This window comes from Streptomyces broussonetiae (genome assembly GCF_009796285.1).
Classification (GTDB): Bacteria; Actinomycetota; Actinomycetes; order Streptomycetales; family Streptomycetaceae; genus Streptomyces; species Streptomyces broussonetiae.
The window spans coordinates 99,666-116,571 of record NZ_CP047020.1; the positions used below are offsets into that span (position 1 = coordinate 99,666).

18 protein-coding genes and 1 CRISPR repeat array (1 of these 19 running past the window's edge) are annotated in these 16,906 nt (G+C 68.9%); of the genes, 10 read left to right on the forward strand and 8 right to left on the reverse strand.

Annotation, left to right across the window (positions count from 1 at the left end; translation table 11 throughout):
- Positions 1-57 precede the first annotated feature (57 nt).
- Positions 58-258 (forward strand): hypothetical protein, encoded by a 201-nt coding sequence (locus tag GQF42_RS00525; RefSeq protein WP_375994109.1) that lies wholly within the window; start codon positions 58-60, stop codon positions 256-258.
- Between the two features lie 207 nt (positions 259-465).
- Entirely contained in the window at positions 466-1,752 is a 1,287-nt protein-coding gene (locus GQF42_RS00530) for an IS256 family transposase (protein ID WP_373300785.1), read from the forward strand.
- 67 nt (positions 1,753-1,819) lie between these two features.
- On the opposite strand, the gene GQF42_RS00535 is transcribed toward GQF42_RS00530, so the two are convergent.
- From GQF42_RS00535 to GQF42_RS00545, 3 genes are read right to left on the reverse strand one after another with little or no spacing between them, the layout of a single operon-like run.
- On the reverse strand, positions 1,820-2,533 hold the full coding sequence (locus tag GQF42_RS00535; protein WP_233273148.1) for a hypothetical protein: 714 nt from the start codon (positions 2,531-2,533) through the stop codon (positions 1,820-1,822).
- The gene (locus GQF42_RS00540) at positions 2,523-3,101 is read right to left on the reverse strand and encodes an RNA polymerase sigma factor (RefSeq protein WP_158916706.1); all 579 of its coding nucleotides are present in this window, start codon (positions 3,099-3,101) and stop codon (positions 2,523-2,525) included. Before GQF42_RS00540 ends, GQF42_RS00535 begins: the two co-directional genes overlap by 11 nt.
- Positions 3,098-3,322, reverse strand: a complete 225-nt coding sequence (locus GQF42_RS00545; RefSeq protein WP_158916708.1) for a hypothetical protein — start codon at positions 3,320-3,322, stop codon at positions 3,098-3,100. Before GQF42_RS00545 ends, GQF42_RS00540 begins: the two co-directional genes overlap by 4 nt.
- 424 nt (positions 3,323-3,746) lie before the next feature.
- Here GQF42_RS00545 and GQF42_RS00550 point away from each other — a divergent pair, with 424 nt between their 5' ends.
- Positions 3,747-4,031 carry a hypothetical protein gene (locus tag GQF42_RS00550; protein WP_158916710.1) on the forward strand — a complete coding sequence of 95 codons (285 nt, stop codon included), beginning with the start codon at positions 3,747-3,749 and terminating at the stop codon, positions 4,029-4,031.
- Positions 4,032-4,199: 168 nt separating this feature from the next.
- Here the strand turns inward: GQF42_RS00550 and GQF42_RS00555 are convergent, their stop codons facing one another.
- The 5 genes from GQF42_RS00555 to GQF42_RS00575 all read right to left on the reverse strand — a co-directional run bounded on the left by GQF42_RS00555 (position 4,200) and on the right by GQF42_RS00575 (position 9,774).
- On the reverse strand, positions 4,200-4,796 hold the full coding sequence (locus tag GQF42_RS00555; protein ID WP_158916712.1) for a hypothetical protein: 597 nt from the start codon (positions 4,794-4,796) through the stop codon (positions 4,200-4,202).
- Between the two features lie 93 nt (positions 4,797-4,889).
- Positions 4,890-5,936 (reverse strand): NucA/NucB deoxyribonuclease domain-containing protein, encoded by a 1,047-nt coding sequence (locus GQF42_RS00560; protein WP_158916714.1) that lies wholly within the window; start codon positions 5,934-5,936, stop codon positions 4,890-4,892.
- A 339-nt stretch (positions 5,937-6,275) separates the two neighbouring features.
- Positions 6,276-7,526 (reverse strand): hypothetical protein, encoded by a 1,251-nt coding sequence (locus tag GQF42_RS00565; RefSeq protein ID WP_233273149.1) that lies wholly within the window; start codon positions 7,524-7,526, stop codon positions 6,276-6,278.
- A 290-nt stretch (positions 7,527-7,816) separates the two neighbouring features.
- Entirely contained in the window at positions 7,817-8,428 is a 612-nt protein-coding gene (locus tag GQF42_RS45345) for a hypothetical protein (protein ID WP_233273150.1), read from the reverse strand.
- A gap of 347 nt (positions 8,429-8,775) precedes the next feature.
- Entirely contained in the window at positions 8,776-9,774 is a 999-nt protein-coding gene (locus GQF42_RS00575) for an ArsR/SmtB family transcription factor (RefSeq protein WP_158916716.1), read from the reverse strand.
- Positions 9,775-10,057: 283 nt separating this feature from the next.
- Between GQF42_RS00575 and GQF42_RS00580 the strand changes: the two genes are divergently transcribed.
- From GQF42_RS00580 to GQF42_RS00610, 7 genes are all read left to right on the forward strand, one after another.
- The gene (locus tag GQF42_RS00580; protein WP_158916717.1) at positions 10,058-10,447 is read left to right on the forward strand and encodes a peptidase inhibitor family I36 protein; all 390 of its coding nucleotides are present in this window, start codon (positions 10,058-10,060) and stop codon (positions 10,445-10,447) included.
- Between the two features lie 135 nt (positions 10,448-10,582).
- Positions 10,583-11,566, forward strand: a complete 984-nt coding sequence (locus tag GQF42_RS00585; protein WP_158916718.1) for a hypothetical protein — start codon at positions 10,583-10,585, stop codon at positions 11,564-11,566.
- An 884-nt stretch (positions 11,567-12,450) separates the two neighbouring features.
- A complete protein-coding gene (locus GQF42_RS00590; protein ID WP_158916719.1) occupies positions 12,451-12,636 on the forward strand; it encodes a hypothetical protein in 186 nt (61 codons plus the stop codon).
- Complete coding sequence (locus GQF42_RS00595; RefSeq protein ID WP_158916720.1) at positions 12,627-13,514, forward strand: NucA/NucB deoxyribonuclease domain-containing protein; 888 nt, start codon at positions 12,627-12,629, stop codon at positions 13,512-13,514. Before GQF42_RS00590 ends, GQF42_RS00595 begins: the two co-directional genes overlap by 10 nt.
- Positions 13,515-13,593: 79 nt before the next feature.
- Positions 13,594-14,148 carry a hypothetical protein gene (locus GQF42_RS00600; RefSeq protein WP_199272526.1) on the forward strand — a complete coding sequence of 185 codons (555 nt, stop codon included), beginning with the start codon at positions 13,594-13,596 and terminating at the stop codon, positions 14,146-14,148.
- A gap of 639 nt (positions 14,149-14,787) precedes the next feature.
- Entirely contained in the window at positions 14,788-15,024 is a 237-nt protein-coding gene (locus tag GQF42_RS00605; RefSeq protein ID WP_158916721.1) for an antitoxin MazE7, read from the forward strand.
- A gap of 3 nt (positions 15,025-15,027) precedes the next feature.
- Positions 15,028-15,411, forward strand: coding sequence for a toxin Doc (locus GQF42_RS00610; protein ID WP_199272527.1), 384 nt, complete (start codon positions 15,028-15,030; stop codon positions 15,409-15,411).
- 167 nt (positions 15,412-15,578) lie between these two features.
- Positions 15,579-16,906: direct repeats of the CRISPR family, unit length 28 nt; unit sequence GAGCTACCCCCGCGGGTGCGGGGACGAC; it runs 769 nt beyond the window's last position.

Consider the following 16,906-nt stretch of genomic DNA (forward strand, 5'->3'; position numbering starts at 1 on the left):
CACCGTTTCCGGGACCTTCGGTCACGTCAACATCCCACTCTCTCTTGGGAGATCGCCGTGAACCGCATCGCCGTCATCCTGCTCGCCGCCGCCCTAGTCGTCGTGCTCGCGCTCCTGGCCGCCGCAGCGGCAGGCACACTCGCCCGCCTCGACGGCGCCACGTACCCCGCCGCCCTCACGCGCGCCGCCACCACCTTCGCCGCCGTCCTCACCCTCGCAGCCGCCGTCACCGGAGCACTCGCCCAGTTCCTCCCCTGAACCTGCCCGCGCCACCGCACCATTCTGTAGACGCCCCCACCCCCCACTCACACGCCATGGCAGCGACCAGTTCCCCTGCCCTGACACCGCCCACGGCCAGGCGTGTGTGCCCGGCTCGGAAGGAGCTGGGCACACACCCTGGCTTGGTCGGGTCTGTACGGTCTTCGGTGTAACTCCCGATCATGGAAGTAGCACCTGATGAGCGACGTGACTGTCTCTGTTGAGGCGGTTGAAGAGGTCCGGCCGGCCGAGTCGCCGGCGGACCTGCTGGATGACCAGTTGATCGGGCAGCTGGTCGACCGGGCCCGCGCGAGCGGCCTGCAGCTGACCGGCGACGGCGGGCTGCTGCAGCAATTGACCAAGCGCGTGCTGGAGTCCGCCCTGGAAGGCGAGATCACCGACCACCTCGGCTACGAGAAGCACGACCCGGCCGGTGCCGGCAGCGGCAACAGCCGCAACGGGGCCCGGTCCAAGACCGTTCTGACCGACGTGGGGCCGGTGGAGATCACGGTGCCGCGTGACCGCGACGGCAGCTTCGAGCCGCAGATCGTCAAGAAGCGGCAGAGGCGGCTGACCGGCGTCGACGAGATGGTCCTGTCGCTGTCCGCGCGTGGTCTGACGCACGGTGACATCTCCGCCCACCTGGCCGAGGTCTATGGCGCGAGCGTGTCCAAGCAGACCATCTCGACCATCACCGACAAGGTCATGGACGGGATGGCCGAATGGCAGAACCGGCCGCTGGACCCGGTCTATCCAGTGATCTTCATCGACTGCGTGCACGTCAAGGTGCGAGATGGGCAGGTGGCGAACCGGCCCATCTACGTCGCACTCGCCGTCACGGTGGACGGCACGCGCGACATTCTCGGCCTGTGGGCCGGCGACGGCGGCGAAGGCGCCAAATACTGGCTCCAGGTCCTGACCGAGATCAAGAACCGCGGTGTCGAGGATGTGTGCATGGTCGTCTGTGACGGGCTCAAGGGCCTGCCCGACTCGATCTCGGCGGTCTGGCCCCAGGCGGTGACCCAGACCTGTGTCGTCCACCTGATCCGGGCGTCGTTCCGCTACGCGGGCCGCCAGGACTGGGACAAGATCTCCCGCGCGCTCAAGCCGGTCTACACGGCTCCCACTGCGAGCGCGGCGGAGGACCGGTTCCTGGAGTTCCAGGAGGAGTGGGGCGCCAAGTACCCGGCGATCGTGCGCCTTTGGGAGAACGCCTGGGCAGAGTTCGTGCCCTTCCTGCAGTTCGACACCGAGATCCGCCGTGTCGTCTGCACCACCAACGCTATCGAGTCGGTCAACGCTCGCATACGAAAAGCCGTCCGGGCCCGCGGGCACTTCCCGAACGAGGCCGCAGCCCTCAAATGCGTCTACATGGCCATCATGAGCCTCGACCCCACCGGCCAGGGACGCAAACGCTGGACCATGCGTTGGAAGCCCGCCCTGCAGGCATTCGACATCGCCTTCGACGGCCGACTCTCCGTCGGCCGCCGATAACTCACATCACCCGAGTTACACCGTTGGCTGGACAGACCCGCTTGGTCGGCACCTGGGCGTTCGGGAGTCAGCGTGTGGCGAGGTCCCTGGGCAGATGGTCGGTTTTGACGAAGGTATTAAGGGCTGGCCCCCAGGGCATGGCGCGGGCGAAGCCTTCGGCGAGTTCGGTGCTGGGCCGTACGGGCTGGGGTAGGTGGCGGTCGCGGGTGAAGCCGAGCATGCGGGCGATGGCTCGCCACAGCCGGGCGTCGGGGCTGATGCCGACGGCGGCGTGGTGGGCGGCGAGGAGGTGGGCGGCGAGGGGGTCGTCGGCGCCGGCCGCGAACCGCCACCAGTACAGGGCGCTCTCCCAGCGGTCCAGGGTGTAGAGCAGGCAGGCGAAGGTGCGGGCTCCGCGAGGGTCGTAGTCGGCGGCGAAGTCGGCGAGGGAGTCGATGTCGTTGGAGCGCAGTACCGTCTCGCACAGTCGGCGGACGTGTTCGACTACCGCGGTGGGAGTGGTGGCCGGGTCTTGGACGAGGATCGGTGTCGGGCGGCGGCGCAGGCCTCTGCGGGTGCGCGGCTTGGGTGTGGTGGGCCGGGTGGGTACGGCCGGGGCTGAAGCCGGCGGTGCGGGATGGCACGGGGCGGCGGGCGCGATGGTGGCGCGGGTGACCCGGGGCGGCCGCGCGGCATCCTGGGAGACGCGGACCGCCAGGCGGTGCATGAAGTCGTCGGTGTCGTGGTCGTCGTACTGGCGGTGCAGGGCTTGCGCTTCGGCGCGCAGCAGTTCATCCAGCATCAGGACTTCCCTTCCCCGATTCCGGGAGACCGATGAGGTGGGCGAGTTTCTTTCTTCCCAGGTGGACGTTGGTCTTGGCGGCGCTGACGGTGATCTCCAGGCGGGTGGCGATCGCCGCGAAGTCGAGTTCGGCGAAGTAGCGCAGGACGACGCACTTGGCCTGGAGCGGCGCGCGCTTTTCCAGCTCGGCAAGCGCCCGGTCCAGGCCGTCGTGGCCGCGCAGTGCCAGCAGGTCGTCCGCGGTGGGCACGTCCGCCTCGGTCAGTTGGCCGTAGCTGACCTCTCGGTCGGCGGTGCGGGCACGGCGCCGGTAGAAGTCGGCGATCTGGTCGTCGAGGATCTTATGGGCGAGCGCGATCGGCTTGGGATGCGCCAGGATCCGGGGCCACTTGCGGATCATCACAACGGCGGCCTCCATGACGACCTCCTCCGCATCGTAGGGGTTGCGGGTGCGGGACCCGGCGACCCGAAGGAATTCGCTCATGTGGCGAGTGAAGAACGCCTCGAAGTCGGTTGGGAGTTCGGCGGGTTCGATCACGCCGAAATCCTGCGCGTCAGGACTGGTCACTGCTCCTCCACGGCGGGCGGCGGAACAGCAATCCCGGCGTCAGGACGCGGTCCGGCGGGCAGGGCGGGGGGTGGTGCGAAAACGTGTGCGCACATGTGCTGCTCATCGCGAGCCTGCGAGGCGGTGCGGACGACGCGTCGGACGATGGCGTCGAAGGCGACTGCGGTCATCCGGCAGGCGCCGGCCACTGCCAGCGCGTGCCAGGCCCAGTGAAGCCCCACGGACCCTCCTTCTTCTTCAACTCAGCCCGAGCAGCGAGTTGTTGCTGCGCGGGGAGGGCCGTGCGGCCCTCACCCCCTTCACCGTTGCGGGACCCTCCGCGAGTTAACTCTGCGGCACGTGTTCTTGACGGAGCGCAACCGTCCACTTGTGACCCAGCGTGCGACCTGCACGTACCTAGCGTGCTGTGAGCGACATCACGTTTGTCGCTCAATTGTTCGCCAGGGCTCGCCACCCCTAGCCACCCCGCACCAGCGCCAGCACCAGGCCACCCTGAGCCGCACGCCAGCGCACGCCCCGCCTTCGCCTCGAGGCAGCTCCGGCGCCGCCCGGACGGTCCGTCACCACGAACCACTGATCGACGGGGTCCCTCTCCCGGGCCAGACCGACCGCGAACTCGGGCGCACCGACGCCTCCCGCGATGGGATGCAGCGCGTCGCCGACGGCGGCGGCCGCCTCGCCCCCGACGCCCGCCGCGGCCTGACCCACCTCGCCCGCATGAGCAGCGACTTCCCCGCCACGCTCGAAGCCGCCCGCACCCTCGGCGCCGAAGGGCGCCAGCACCGCGTCCTCGGCGACATCTGGTGGCCCCAGGGCGACCTTCACCGCGCGGCCGCCGCCTACGAAGCCGCCCGCACCCAGGCCGAACAGGAAGCAGTCGCCGGCGAGCGGGCCATCGCCCGTGCCCGTTCGTCTTGGCGTCGACGATGACCGCCACCGCCCGGCGCCGCGCACGACAGTTGGCCTGCCGGTCCCTGAAGGGCAACGCAGTCCAGGGCCTGGGCCGTGAGCACCTTCGTGGCATCGGGTCTCGCGCCTTGTGCCGCGGCAGTTCCGATCACGGCGTCCGACCAGGCGACTACGGCACGGCCAAGGAGGTCAGTCGGGTTGGTTGTCGGAGGTGTAGGTGAGGGGGTAGGTGGTGGTGTACTCCTCCACCGGCACGTTCATTTGCGCGGCGTACTCGGCCTGGGCCTGCCGGTCAGTATCCGTGATCTCCGGGTGCACGCTGGGCGCCTGGGGAGCGCGCCAGAGCTGGACGAGGTGGCGTTCGCCGTGGTCGCCGATGCCCGGTTCGGGGTCGTCGGCGTGGCAGTACAGGCGCATCCGTACCCACTCCTCGCCCTCATCGGAGGGCGGCATCTCGAGCGGGGGTTCGTCTTCTGGCCAGGCATCCCAGAACTCGCTCCTGATGACGGCGAGGCACAGTTCGGGGTAGTCGGCGCGCAGGCTGATCTCTTCCGACGGCTCCCAGTCGTTGCCGCGCTCGAGTGCCGGCGGGCCGTCGTGGACCTGGATGATCATCTGCACGGGACCGGTGTCGGTGGTGGGCATCACGATGGCGTTGCTGTCGGTGGCCAGGCCGCACCGCCAGCCGAACGGCATCTCCTTCGGCCAGTCGTAGTCGTCGTCGAATCCGATGAGGTAGCCGTTCTCTCCCACATCGATGGTGAACGTCGCTTCACGGACCAGCATGAGACAAGCCTCCTTCAGCGGAGAAGGGTGCTCTCTTGCCCCGGTAGAAGCGGGACAAGGGGGCACCCTGACTGGCGGGGAGTCTAGCGGCGCTCAGACGATCACGTAGAACGGGTCGCCGTCCATGACGTGCATCTTGCCGCGCCAGGCGGTGATACGGCCGCCCTGGCTCCGGTTCTCCTGGATGTGCACCCAGGTGATTTCCCGCTGGTTGGCGGGCAGGTGGGTGCCGCCTTCCTTGGTCGAGGCGAACGGGTACTCGTCGCACGAGGTGCGGCCGGCGCGCTGCATGTCCGGCGGAGCCTTGGTCGGGCATACCGCCTTGCGGTTGTTGTCCTCCTGCGTCGGGTTGATCATCCAGTGCAGCGGCTTGCCACCGTAGGGGTCACCGTAGTGGCCGCCGCTGGAACGCAGCCTGCGGATCCCGTCGTCGATGTAGGGGATGCCGACCATGCTGACCGCGGTGGGCACTTCCGGAATGGCGCACCCGGACCGGCTGGCCCGCTTGCTGCCGTAGTAGTTGTCGCACCGGTAGACGACCGAGTCGTAGGAGACGCTGCCAGGGGTGTAGCCGGGCTTGGTGAAGGTGTACGTGTAGTGCGTTTTCGCCTTGGCGTTGACATGGCCCTTGGGGATCGCCCCGGTCTTGTAGTCGACGCTGCCGCTCGCCGCACCGCTGCTGAGGATGTGACCCTGCGGGAAATGCACCGCGGCCTTCGTCCCGCCACCGGACGCAGCACCGATGTCGACAGCCACTCCCGAGCCCGCGCGGGTGGTCCGCGCCTTTGAGACGGTGAACTGCTCCGACCAGTTCGCGGAGTTCACCTTGAGGGTCATTTGGTGCTTGACGTCGAAGTCAACGGTGCCTTCGATTTCGGGCTTCCCGTCGATGACCTTGATGACGTCGACGTGGATGGAAACCCACTCGCACTCGCTGTACCGGTTGATGGTGATCTTGTTGATTGTGCAGGTGGCGTTGGACGCCGGACCGGCAGCGAGTCCGTTCACCTGAGACCGGGCTGATCCGATGGTGCCCCGCAGCTGCCCGGTACCGGACTGGTCTGCCAGGGCCGACGGAGCGGCTGTTCCCAGCAGACCCAGCGCCACGGCCCCCGTGGCGAGCGCAGCTCTGATTTTCAACGTGTACCCCCTGTGTTGAAGCATCCGACAGGGGCCCAGCGGTCAACTCTGCGCTACCCCTGTCGCGTTGGCGGCATACAAGCACGCCGGCCCCACAGAGCGCATGCCGTTTTGACCGGTATCAGACAAAGATGAGCCGTGAACGACAGGGCAGAAGACGATGTGACCAGCAGACAACCGTGGCCACCGAACAACCCCAGCCACAACCAGCCCGCCACAGTCGGCCCGGAAACGCTGGTCAGATCGTCGGCCCCTGGCTTTCCCGCCCGAGCCCGCCTGGCAACGCGGCAACGGAGATCCGGCGGATTCCCACCGGCCTTCTGCGTGCCGTAAGGACGTCTACGAGCCCACCAAGTAGGCCTTCTCCCCCACCATCAGCGGGGCATCTGCCGGTCCCTTGATGTACGGGCCGCGCCAGATCACCCGATGCTCCTGACGGCTGGGATACCACTGCCTCACCTTGTGCATCCGCACCGGCCACCGGTGGTGATACACCCGCTTGGCCTCCCCCGCCGCATCCGACGGCCGGGGCGAGGGCGCAGCAAGCCGGACAACCCGCACATCCGGGTCCTGCGGCCCAGAGCCGTCGCCACCGGTCGCGGCCGCGCGCGCAGAACCGGCCTGAGACGGGCCGACGGCTGTCACGCCCTGAGCGATCAGGCGCCAGAAGGCGAACATGTAGCGGCCCACGAAGTCGTCGTACGGGTCCTCCACATGGCCGCCGCCCCACTCCCCGATCTCAGCGACCGGCTCGGAACGCCACTGTGATGCCTGAGTAAGGGCCCTCTGCATCTGGCGGTGGCGCTCGGACAGATCCGCGAGCATCTCACTGCTCTCCTCTGCCAGGCACGCATCACCCCGCATCCCGTACATGCCGTCCGGCATCAGCGGTGGCAGCGGGTTTCCGGACGCGCACGCCTGGGCGACCGCCTGTTGCCACCCGGGCGGCTGGACCGGCCCATCGCGGTCGATGAACGTCGTCACCCGCACGCCGGGGTACTGGGCGGTGGGCAGGATCTGGTGCTGGGTGACGAACTGCCAGCCGAAGGCCCTGGTGTCCGACAGGGAGCCGGTGCGGTTGACGACCACGACGGGCTCGGGCAGCACCAGCAGCCCGGTGGGCACGAGGATGTCCTGGTCGCGGTCCAGGGTGCTGACGTCGGCCGGCTCGAGAGTGGCGGCCGCGGCCATGACCGCGGCGTGCGCGGCCGGGGAAATGACGAGGACCTCCGCCTGCCGCAGCAACTTCCCGATCTGTTGTGTCTGCCACGATGCAGCCTCCGCGGCCGCCCGGGGCCACGGAGGCCGGTACCCCTGCTTGCCCAGCGTCATCGATAACGCCGCGTCCCACTCGATGCCTTCGGGCTTGTCCGCCAGGTCCGCGAGATCGCTGTTGAGCAGCACGGTGTACAGCTCGGTGACGACGTTGTCCATGTTGGAGGCGAGCGTCATCTGCACCCACGGGTTACCGGCCAGATGCCGCTGGGTCTGCTCCCGCAGCCGATGCGCCGCCCGTGCCGCGCCAACCGCCGTCCACTGCCCGGCCTTGTCCCGGCTGCGCTCCCGCTTGCCCCGGCTTGCCTTTCCCACCCGCAGCCTCCCCCACGACGGCCATTTGCCGAAGCCGTACCCGACCGCGACGGCGGCGACACGGCGTGAATCAGCCGACAGCCAGCGGTACGAGCCATGGCTCCGTCCAGTACTGAGAAGTCGGGCCTCACGATCGGGCAGCGGAGGTCAGGGCTATGTCTGAGCCATGTCGACGAAGCGGGAGTAGTGGCCCTGGAAGGCGACCGTGATAGTCGCGGCGGGCCCGTGGCGATGCTTGGCGACGATGAAATACCCAGCGGGTCCAGGAGCGGTAGCGGCGGACCTGGTGCTCATCGAGTCCCGCCGGCCCTTTCTCGGCCTGGAAGGTCTCTGGCGACCAGGTACGGGTTCGCGCACTCCTCGTCGGTCAGCGGCCGGCACCAGTCGTAGGGCTCCTCCATCAGCCTCTCGGCCGGGGTGCGCAGGTGGTGCCGGGTGAACTTCCCCTTCAGTAGCGGGTGCTCGTCCGGGACCTCGCACTCCACCACGTCGTAGACGGCGGTGAGGGCGTCGTTGTTGAAGGCCTGCTTGAACGTTCCGGTCGCCGGGTCCTTCTCCGCGCGGGTCGGCGGGCGCAGCGCGACCATCAGTTCCAGGCCGGTGACGGCGGTGGTGCCGCGCGGCGTCATCACCTGCTGCGCATAGCTGCCCAGGTACCGGGCGAGGTCCGCCGGGTGCATCGTCGGCAGGATCGGATTGTCCTTGCGGTCCCACTCGCGCACGTCCAGGGCGTTCCAGGCCGGCATGCACACCCGGTAGGCGGCCTCGATCGCCTGCTTGACGACGGGCTCGGCCTGGCGGCGGGCGCCGGCCCGCGGGTGCGGGGACGACCGGGACGTGAGGAGGGCCGGCGGGTCCGGCCGAGAGCTGCCCCGCGGGTGCGGGGACGACCGCGGTTTCATCCTCGGGAAGGCGCGCGCTATCGAGCTACCCCCGCGAGTGCGGGGACGACGCCAGCTTCGGGGCCACGGTGGATCTGGTCGGCGAGCTACCCCCGCGCCCGCGGGGGTAGTTCACGGTTCGGGCGGCCCCGCGGTGTGTCGCGGAGGTCGTCCCCGCGTCCGCGGGGGTAGTTCAACGTGATCCGGCCTGCGCACGCAACGCCGGTTGACGGAGCGCGTGTCCATTCATTTGCACTGGTTGCGCCGCCTGCGGGTCCGTTCAGAGATCCGCGACGACATCCACGAAGCCTTCGTCACCCCGGGATGCGAACTCGTCCGCGAAGGCAGCTGTGCCCCGGCAACCGTGGTCAGCGGGCCTGGGGGGAGTCGGCCAGCAGATCGGCGGCGCGAGGGGTCTGCTGGTAGAGGATGCGGTGTCCCGTGCGGGTCCGGGTGAGCAGGCCGGTGCGGTGCAGGATGCCGAGATGGTAGGAGACCGTACTCGGGGCGAGGAAATGCCGCTCGCTCAACTCCGCCGTCGTGCGGGCGGCGTGCAGGTCGGACAGCAGGCGCGCCCGGGTCACTCCGAGCAGCGCGTGGGCCGCAGGACTGGCGGGCGTGTCCGGCCCGTGCAGGACGGGATAGGTCAGCATCGGCTGCCGCGGAGTGGGCCCGCCTGTGGGGTCGATGACCATGTGCAGGTCAGCGGCGAACACCGAAGGTGTCAGGACCAGGCTTGTGCTGCCGGGGATCTGGGCCTGGAAGCGAGTGACAAGGCTCAGCCGGTCGTCGTTCCAGGCGACCCTGGGATGCAGACCGGCCAACATGCCCGATAAGCCGTGGTGGGCGGCGGTCCGCGCCCGGAGGGCGATGTCTGCCTCCATCCGCGCGCGCAGCGCCGGCCAGCGCGGGGCGAGGGCCGACTCCCACAGCTGGTGCAGCTCCGTGGCAATGTCACCGGCGAAGTCCCGCTCGCCCCGCTCCAGGGCACGACGCAGGATCGTGGGAGTAGGGCGGCCCGCCAGCCCCTCGTCGGTAATCCCCTGGGCCATAATCTGCAGCTCCCAGCACAGGCGCTCGGAGCAGGTGGTGGCAACCGTGTGCGCCTCCTCAGCCCACGCTGCCTCGGGAGCGTCGGGCTGCGGTGTGAGGAAGTCCGGCACGTAGTCCCACGAACCGCTGAACAGCGCTTTCAGCAGCCAGAGTTGACGGTCGTGCACGGTCTCCCGGATCAGGTGCCGCCAGCCTCCTCCGACCGGCGGCGCGTCGCTGCGCAGGAGGTAGAGCGCGCCGACGGTGGTGCTGAGCGGTGAGATCGCAAACCGCGTGTTCACGAGCGCGGCCTGGTTCATTTCGAGGTGGATCACCGAGCACCTCCGAAGTGAGCTGTCATCCGAAAAACGGCCGACCTTCGAACCTGATCGAATCATTCGAGGCGCGGACATGCCATCCGATTACCTGGATCCAGTAGGCCGCGGCCAGGCCGGGCGAATCCGCACCTGATGTCGCGAACACAACACCCGAACGCGAGGGGGAAGCGAGCCATTGCGCTACGCCGCGCGCAGCACATCGCAGCACCGTCGCTCGCAACAGATCTTCCGCCTCATGTCCGATCGGCAAGGGATCGACGAAGGGGAGAACATGTTTGCTGTGAGGAAGTTGGCCACGGGCATCGCCGCCACGGCGCTGGTCGCAGGCTTCGCCGTAGGAACGTCCGGAGGGGCCTCGGCAGCACCGGCCACCCCTGCGGCCCCGCAATACCAGTCCTGCGTCTCCGGGTACTACTGCGTGTGGACGTTCGACAGCTACACGGGCACCCGGTACAAGTTCCAGTACAGCAACCCGGACTGGAGTCAGACCTCGCAAGCCGGGGCGTACCACAACGACCAGTCCTCGTGGAACTCCGGCACCAGCGGAATGGGCGTCTACCTCATCGGCGACGGAGGACGCATCCTCGGCTGCCTGCCGGACGGGCACGGCTGGTGGCACCACAACCCCGCCAATCGCGGTGAGGGCAACCAGTGGACGTGGGCCTGCTGACCGGACGGGCCGTCGGCCCGAAGGGCCGCTGACGGGGACGTGAGGTCCTGAGTGTCCCTCCTGCTCACCCACCGTAGAGGACCCGGCAGGCTCGTCGGTCTGCCGGGCCCCCACCAGCCCGCTTGGAGCCGGCCCATGCTCTCCCGCCTCTCGTCACAGCAATACGCCACGGCGGCCGTCGCCGCCTTGGTCCTGACGGTTTTCTCGCCGTGCCTGGCGTCGTGCTCGACCGGCGTCCCGGCCGGGAACCCCCGAAACCACCAGCTCGGCAACGCCCCTCAACCGCAGACGCCCGCGCAAGGCCAGATCGGCGACGCCGAGCGGAAGAGGCTCTTCGAGGCGGAGCAGGTGCTGATCGCCCACTGCATGTCCGCACGTGGATGGACGTACCGTCCGATTCCCTGGCATCCAAAGGAAGACGATCCCGCACAGGACCCCCGTCACGGCGATGACGTTCGGCTGCACCGCACCGCGGGCTACGGCCTCGCAGCCGCGTGGAACCGCCAGACGCCCTCTCCCAACGACTCCTACGTCAACTCTCTCAGCGTCAAGGACCGTTCACGGTACTCGCGCGCTCTCTACGGCTCCCCTCAGCGCCGCCTGGACGCCCCACTGCCCAACGGCGAAGTGACCTTCATCTACGTCGACGGATGCACCGCACAGTCCGAGCAGCAACTGTACGGGGACCTCAAGGAGTGGCTGATCACGGACACCACAGTCATCAACCTCGACATCGAGAGGGACAACCGCATCGGCTCCGCGCCCGCGATGGCCAGGACGTCCGGGGCGTGGAGCGCCTGCATGAAGAGTCGCGGCTACCACTACCCGAACCCTGACGCCGCCCGGAACCACGCCATCGAGGCGTACGCGCACTCTTCCCCCGCCGACACGCGCGAGCCGTCCCGTGCCGAACTCGCCCAGTCCACCGCCGACGCCGAGTGCGACAGACAGGTCGGCAGGGCACGCGCATTCCGCGCGCTCGACAAGGGTTACGGCGACCAGCTCGCCCGTGAGCGGGCACCGCAGATCCGCGCCTACCGTGAGCTCGCCGCTCGCGCGTTGGCCAACATACGAGCGCACCCGACGTGGACGAGTCACCGCCGGCCGACGCCACTCTGAAGCAGTCAACGTGCACGTGACGTACATGTCCCCTGGAGCGCCGACGTGCTTGCCAGGCCGCCCAGTTCGCGGATGCGCAGCTCCAACTACAGCGGCCACCCCCTGTGCCACGCCACCGTCCCACACCTGAGGGCCGTGCACAGCCGGAGTAGCCAGCCCCCTCCGCCTGGTCTTCCTGCCGATCTGCGGATCCGCGGTTGCGTCCCGCGAAGTGGTGTAGGAATCCGGACCGCCTTGCTCCGGTGTGCGCCCTCCGCGTCGAGCACCGTCACGGTTCCTGCGCGGTGTCGGTGCTGTTCCCGGCCGTGGTAGCGGTGCACTGTCAGCGGCGGCGCGGTTGACTCGCGTGACCTGCGGAGTCGCGAACTCCACATCGCTACACCACTTCGGGGGACGCGACCATGCATGACGTCCCCTCACGAGCAAGCGATGGCTGGGCACATGCTCCCCACACCAGGCGAACTTCTACCGCCCGGCCCCCGGCGCACCGATGCACGCCTGGAGGCCTATCGCCTCGGTCGCCCGACGTCCGGCACGATCCCGGTCTCCGCTGGGTGAAACCCGGCCATCCTTCCAGCAGGGCGCGCCGGGCTGACTTGGCGACGGTTCGAGGGGTGTGTTGAGGGCGTGCACGCGGGCGCATGACGCGAGGAGCACAGACGTGCATGCCGCTCACGGTGACCTGCCTGACGTTCACCTGCAGCAACTTCATTGATGCAGTCAGTGATCACGGAGGCAGTGTGGCCGAAACTTCGGACAGCAAATCCTGGACCGTCATAACACGGATGCCGTCTTCCACAGGCCCGCGCTTGGATTCGGCCAACGCGGCGTGTGGGCATGCCAGTTGCCAGTGATCCCGCGCGCCACTGACTCAGGGAGGCGTCTTGAGAAGACAGATCGCCAGAAGTCTCACCATCTCCGCCCTGGCGGCCGGACTGCTTGTCCCGGCCGTCGCGTCCTCGCAGGCGGCCGTGGAGCAGCCGGCGGCCTCGGCGGTGCTCCAGGCCGGCATCGTGCCGGTGGCCGTGCAGGCCGCCTCACTGGCCACCACCGCGGGGCGGTGGCCGTGACGCCGAAGGCGAACGCCACCTGCAAGATCAACACGATCTCGATCAACCGGTTCAGCGAATGTGAATGGGTCACCCTCCGCGTCAACGTCATCCGTGTCATCAACGGCGTCCCCCGGCAGGTCGGCACGGCCACGTTCACTGCCCGGCACTCGATGACGCTGAACTCGAAGTCGGCGGACTGGGGGGAGAAGTTCCAGCTCTCCAAGGCCAGCACCACCCGCGAAGGCAAGGGCATCACCGTCACCGTCACCGCCACGGCCGGGAACGGGACCAGCGCGAAGACGCACTACAGCCCGCACCTGCTCGATGCGGCCTCCAGTGGCAGCGTCACCTACACCACCGGGGCCATACGCAAGGGTCGCATCAACGGCAAGACCCAGACCAGGTACACCTTCGGCTTCACCAAACCGGGGTACGTTCCCGGCTCGACCGGCTACAAGTCGGCGACCTGGCGGTGCGACAACTACTACGGCACCTCCGGCTGCGCCATGACCGACCAGCCGACCGCGGTGTCGATGGTGAGTATCCCGTGGATCGACGACGGGATCCGCACGCTCCGTGCCCACGGCGGCCACTACGGCGACCCGAACGGCGGCAAGCCGCTGCACTGGATGATCAACACCAAGAAGAAGAACGACAACCGCAGGGCGGTCTGCGGGGGCCGCACCGCGCCACCGGACATGAAGCGGGTGGGGCGCACGTACTGCGACGAGTACCCGTTCGCCTCCACCTACGAGGGCGGCACGAAGCTGCCCGCTTCGCAGCGCGAGACGACGTGGGTGAGCCCGAACGAGAACAACACCCAGGGCGCCCGCATCACGAACTGGCGCCGGCCGATGCACGTCATGGACAACGACCCGTTCTACGTCGTCGCCTGACGGCCTGGCACGCTGGGCCGAACGGCACCATGGGGCAGCCCCGCGAGCCGGGGTGCCCCCCTTGCGCGAGGAAACCACCGTGATCACCGCTGAGACCACCCTGACGCCGGCGACCGGCGAGTACGGCTACCTCCTCGCCTTCGGCGAGGACTACGAATGGCCGCCCCAGTGGCCATACGGCTGGCGGTGCGGGCCCATCGGCGCCGACACGGCGCACATCCTCACCGACACCGATACCGGCACCATCACCATCACCGTCCAGATGCACGACGAACCGCCCCCACCCGAGACCGACCCCACCTGGGGACCTGCGGAAGAGATGAGCCTGCACGCCACCGAGGACACTCCCGTCATCTACATCCTCGGCAGCGGCGACTTCGAAGAAGCCGAACCCGACAACGGCCCGCTCCAACTGCCCACCGACCAGGTACCGGCATGGATCCGGATGCGCCTGTACTGCCACACCGCCGACCCCGAGCCCGGCGTCGGCGACCGCGGCGAACACCACCTCATCCAGCTGTGGGCCGCCCCCCAGCAGCCGCCAGTGCACCCCGAACTGACCGAAACCGACCTCACCCAGCGCCGCTCCTACAAGGAGGACTTCGACCAGAGCGCCGACGCCTGGCAGCCGTAGCCGGCCTGCCGGTCCGGCCTTGCTACAGGTGACTTCACTCGCTCAATGCAGGCGAGCCGCAGCCTGAATCAGGCGCCGTGGCTATAGGCCGGACGTCACGACCTGCCGGTCCAACAACAAAGCAATGAACCAGACGCCGAAGCCGCCTGGCACAAAGCAGTAGCCAGCGTCCACGCCGCGTACCGACCCGGACCCCCACCCCCAGGCGCCACGCCCAGCACACAGCCCCAGGGAAACGACAAGCCAGACCACTGAAGCCTTGGCGGCACGGACGACAACAAGGCGAAAGCATCTCCATACCCGCACGGAGTACGACGCCCAGCACTGCGCCGTTGCCCAGCGTCCGGCACCATCCCCGCACGCGCGGGGAGCACGAGTACGCGCGCAGTCTCGGCAAGCCCATCGCGGGGCCATGCCCGCACGTGCGGGCATGGCCCCGATTCTCTCGTGGGCCCGTAACGGGGTCGGAACTGCTCCCCGCACGCGCGGGGATGGTCCCACCCTCCCCGTGACCGCGGGCACGACCGATCACTGCTCCCTGCACGCGCAGGACGACCAGAGTGAAGAGTAAAAGCACAGTTCAGAGCAACTTTTGTCAGTCGCTGGTCGGGGCTGGGCGCTGCGCGGCATACTCAGAGCATGGCCGGTATCGAGATCGACGACAGCACCAGGGACACCTTCCAGGCTCTGGCCGACGACGCGGGGATGCTCCTGGAGGACTACCTGGCAACGTTGGCCGAGGAGAAGAAGCACGAGCGTGCTCTCGCCGAGGGTGCTGAGGTCTTCCGGCAGGTGACCGGTGACCCGGCGACAGTGTCCGCCTTCGATGCCGAGTTCGGTGGCCCAGCCGTCCGGCGCACCCCGCGGGCGGCCTGACCTGTGCCTGCCGAGTACTACGTCGACTACCGGTGGTTCCTGGAGCGCCAGGAAGAGATCCTTCCCGACGACGTCGAAGTCAACGACTTCTCTGTCCTCGTCGGCGTGGCGGCCCGCCACAAGGTGGACCCGCCCCGCCACGACCAGCACCACCCTGACGCCTTCTGGCGGGCCGCGGTGATGTTGGAGGAGTGCGTCCTGCTGCGCCCTCTCCCAACCAGGAACGAACTGTACGGCTACGGCCTAGCGGTGGCGTACCTGCGGATGCACGGGGAGCAGATCAACACGAAGTTCGAGGCCTGGCGCGACCTGATCATCGACATTCGCACGATGCAGATGAACTCGTACGAGATCGCCGCCCGCCTCCGGTCAATGCGTGACGTCTGAAGGTCGGGACGATCTGCCCATATGAGGCCTGTGCCCACGCGCGGGCCTCGGCGCTACCCAAGACTGCGCTCCTCGCGCGTGGGGCGATGGCCCCATCTCCTCGTCAGGGCAGAGGCGCCGGAACCCCTGTTCCCCGCACGCGCGGGGACGGAACGTGCTTGATGAACGAGCTATCCCCGCGGGTGCGGGGACGACCAGGTGCAGTCGGCGTCGCGGTAGCGCATGGGGGAGCTACCCCCGCGTGCGCGGGGACGACCACACCCCGCGTGCGCTGCAGGGCCTGCCGGAGGAGCTACCCCCGCGTGCGCGGGGACGACCCCCATCGACTCCAGGAAGGAATCCGAGGCCTCGAGCTACCCCCGCGTGCGCGGGGACGACCGGGGGCGCCCGGCGGCGACGGTGGCACGGCTGGAGCTACCCCCGCGTGCGCGGGGACGACAGACACGCTCGCGGAGGCGGCGGTTCCCCTGACGAGCTACCCCCGCGGGTGCGGGGACGACATCAAAGGTCCGATACGCACCGGGAGTTCACCCGAGCTACCCCCGCGGGTGCGGGGACGACGTAACGCTGGCTCTTGGAGAACAGGAACAGGGTGAGCTACCCCCGCGGGTGCGGGGACGACTTTCGAACTCGGCGTGATCGTGCCCGAAATCAGGAGCTACCCCCGCGGGTGCGGGGACGACGGCGTAGGCGTTGATCCCGGTGGCCCAGTCGCCGAGCTACCCCCGCGGGTGCGGGGACGACAGCCAAGCGCAGCACCTACTACAACGGCGGCAGGAGCTACCCCCGCGGGTGCGGGGACGACGGCGGAACGGCGGATGTATTCCGGAGCCGGGAAGAGCTACCCCCGCGGGTGCGGGGACGACCTCGACAGCGCGGCGTACGTGCTGGACTACGAGGAGCTACCCCCGCGGGTGCGGGGACGACGCAGGACTTCCAGCCCCTGGTGCCCGCGCTGGAGAGCTACCCCCGCGGGTGCGGGGACGACCTCGGGCTCTCCTCCGGGCTCGCCGACGACGACGAGCTACCCCCGCGGGTGCGGGGACGACACGATGCAGTCGATCAGCCAGCCGTCGGTGGCCGAGCTACCCCCGCGGGTGCGGGGACGACCCCTGGCCTGGCGCGCCAACGCCTGACCAGGAAGAGCTACCCCCGCGGGTGCGGGGACGACCTCGGCAAGGATGCCATCTCCGGATGAAGCTGAGAGCTACCCCCGCGGGTGCGGGGACGACTGGAGCACGTGCTACCACGCCGAGGAGCACGCGGAGCTACCCCCGCGGGTGCGGGGACGACTCCCCCCCCAGAACCCGCGGCCCACCGTGAGGAGCTACCCCCGCGGGTGCGGGGATGACAAGTACGGGGCGGCCGGGGCCGCTGCGATGTGGGAGCTACCCCCGCGGGTGCGGGGACGACCATCAGGAGCGCGACCTGCGCGGCGGTGAGGACGAGCTACCCCCGCGGGTGCGGGGACGACACCCAGTAGTCGTGCGTTCCG

Excerpts from the sequence above, each read along its gene's own strand:
- GQF42_RS00535 (WP_233273148.1), bottom strand. The coding sequence starts at position 2,533 with ATGCTGGATGAACTGCTGCGCGCCGAAGCGCAAGCCCTGCACCGCCAG.
- GQF42_RS00550 (WP_158916710.1), top strand. The coding sequence starts at position 3,747 with ATGCAGCGCGTCGCCGACGGCGGCGGCCGCCTCGCCCCCGACGCCCGC.
- GQF42_RS00585 (WP_158916718.1), top strand. The coding sequence starts at position 10,583 with ATGCTCTCCCGCCTCTCGTCACAGCAATACGCCACGGCGGCCGTCGCC.
- GQF42_RS00605 (WP_158916721.1), top strand. The coding sequence starts at position 14,788 with ATGGCCGGTATCGAGATCGACGACAGCACCAGGGACACCTTCCAGGCT.
- GQF42_RS45345 (WP_233273150.1), bottom strand. The coding sequence starts at position 8,428 with ATGAAACCGCGGTCGTCCCCGCACCCGCGGGGCAGCTCTCGGCCGGAC.
- GQF42_RS00555 (WP_158916712.1), bottom strand. The coding sequence starts at position 4,796 with ATGCTGGTCCGTGAAGCGACGTTCACCATCGATGTGGGAGAGAACGGC.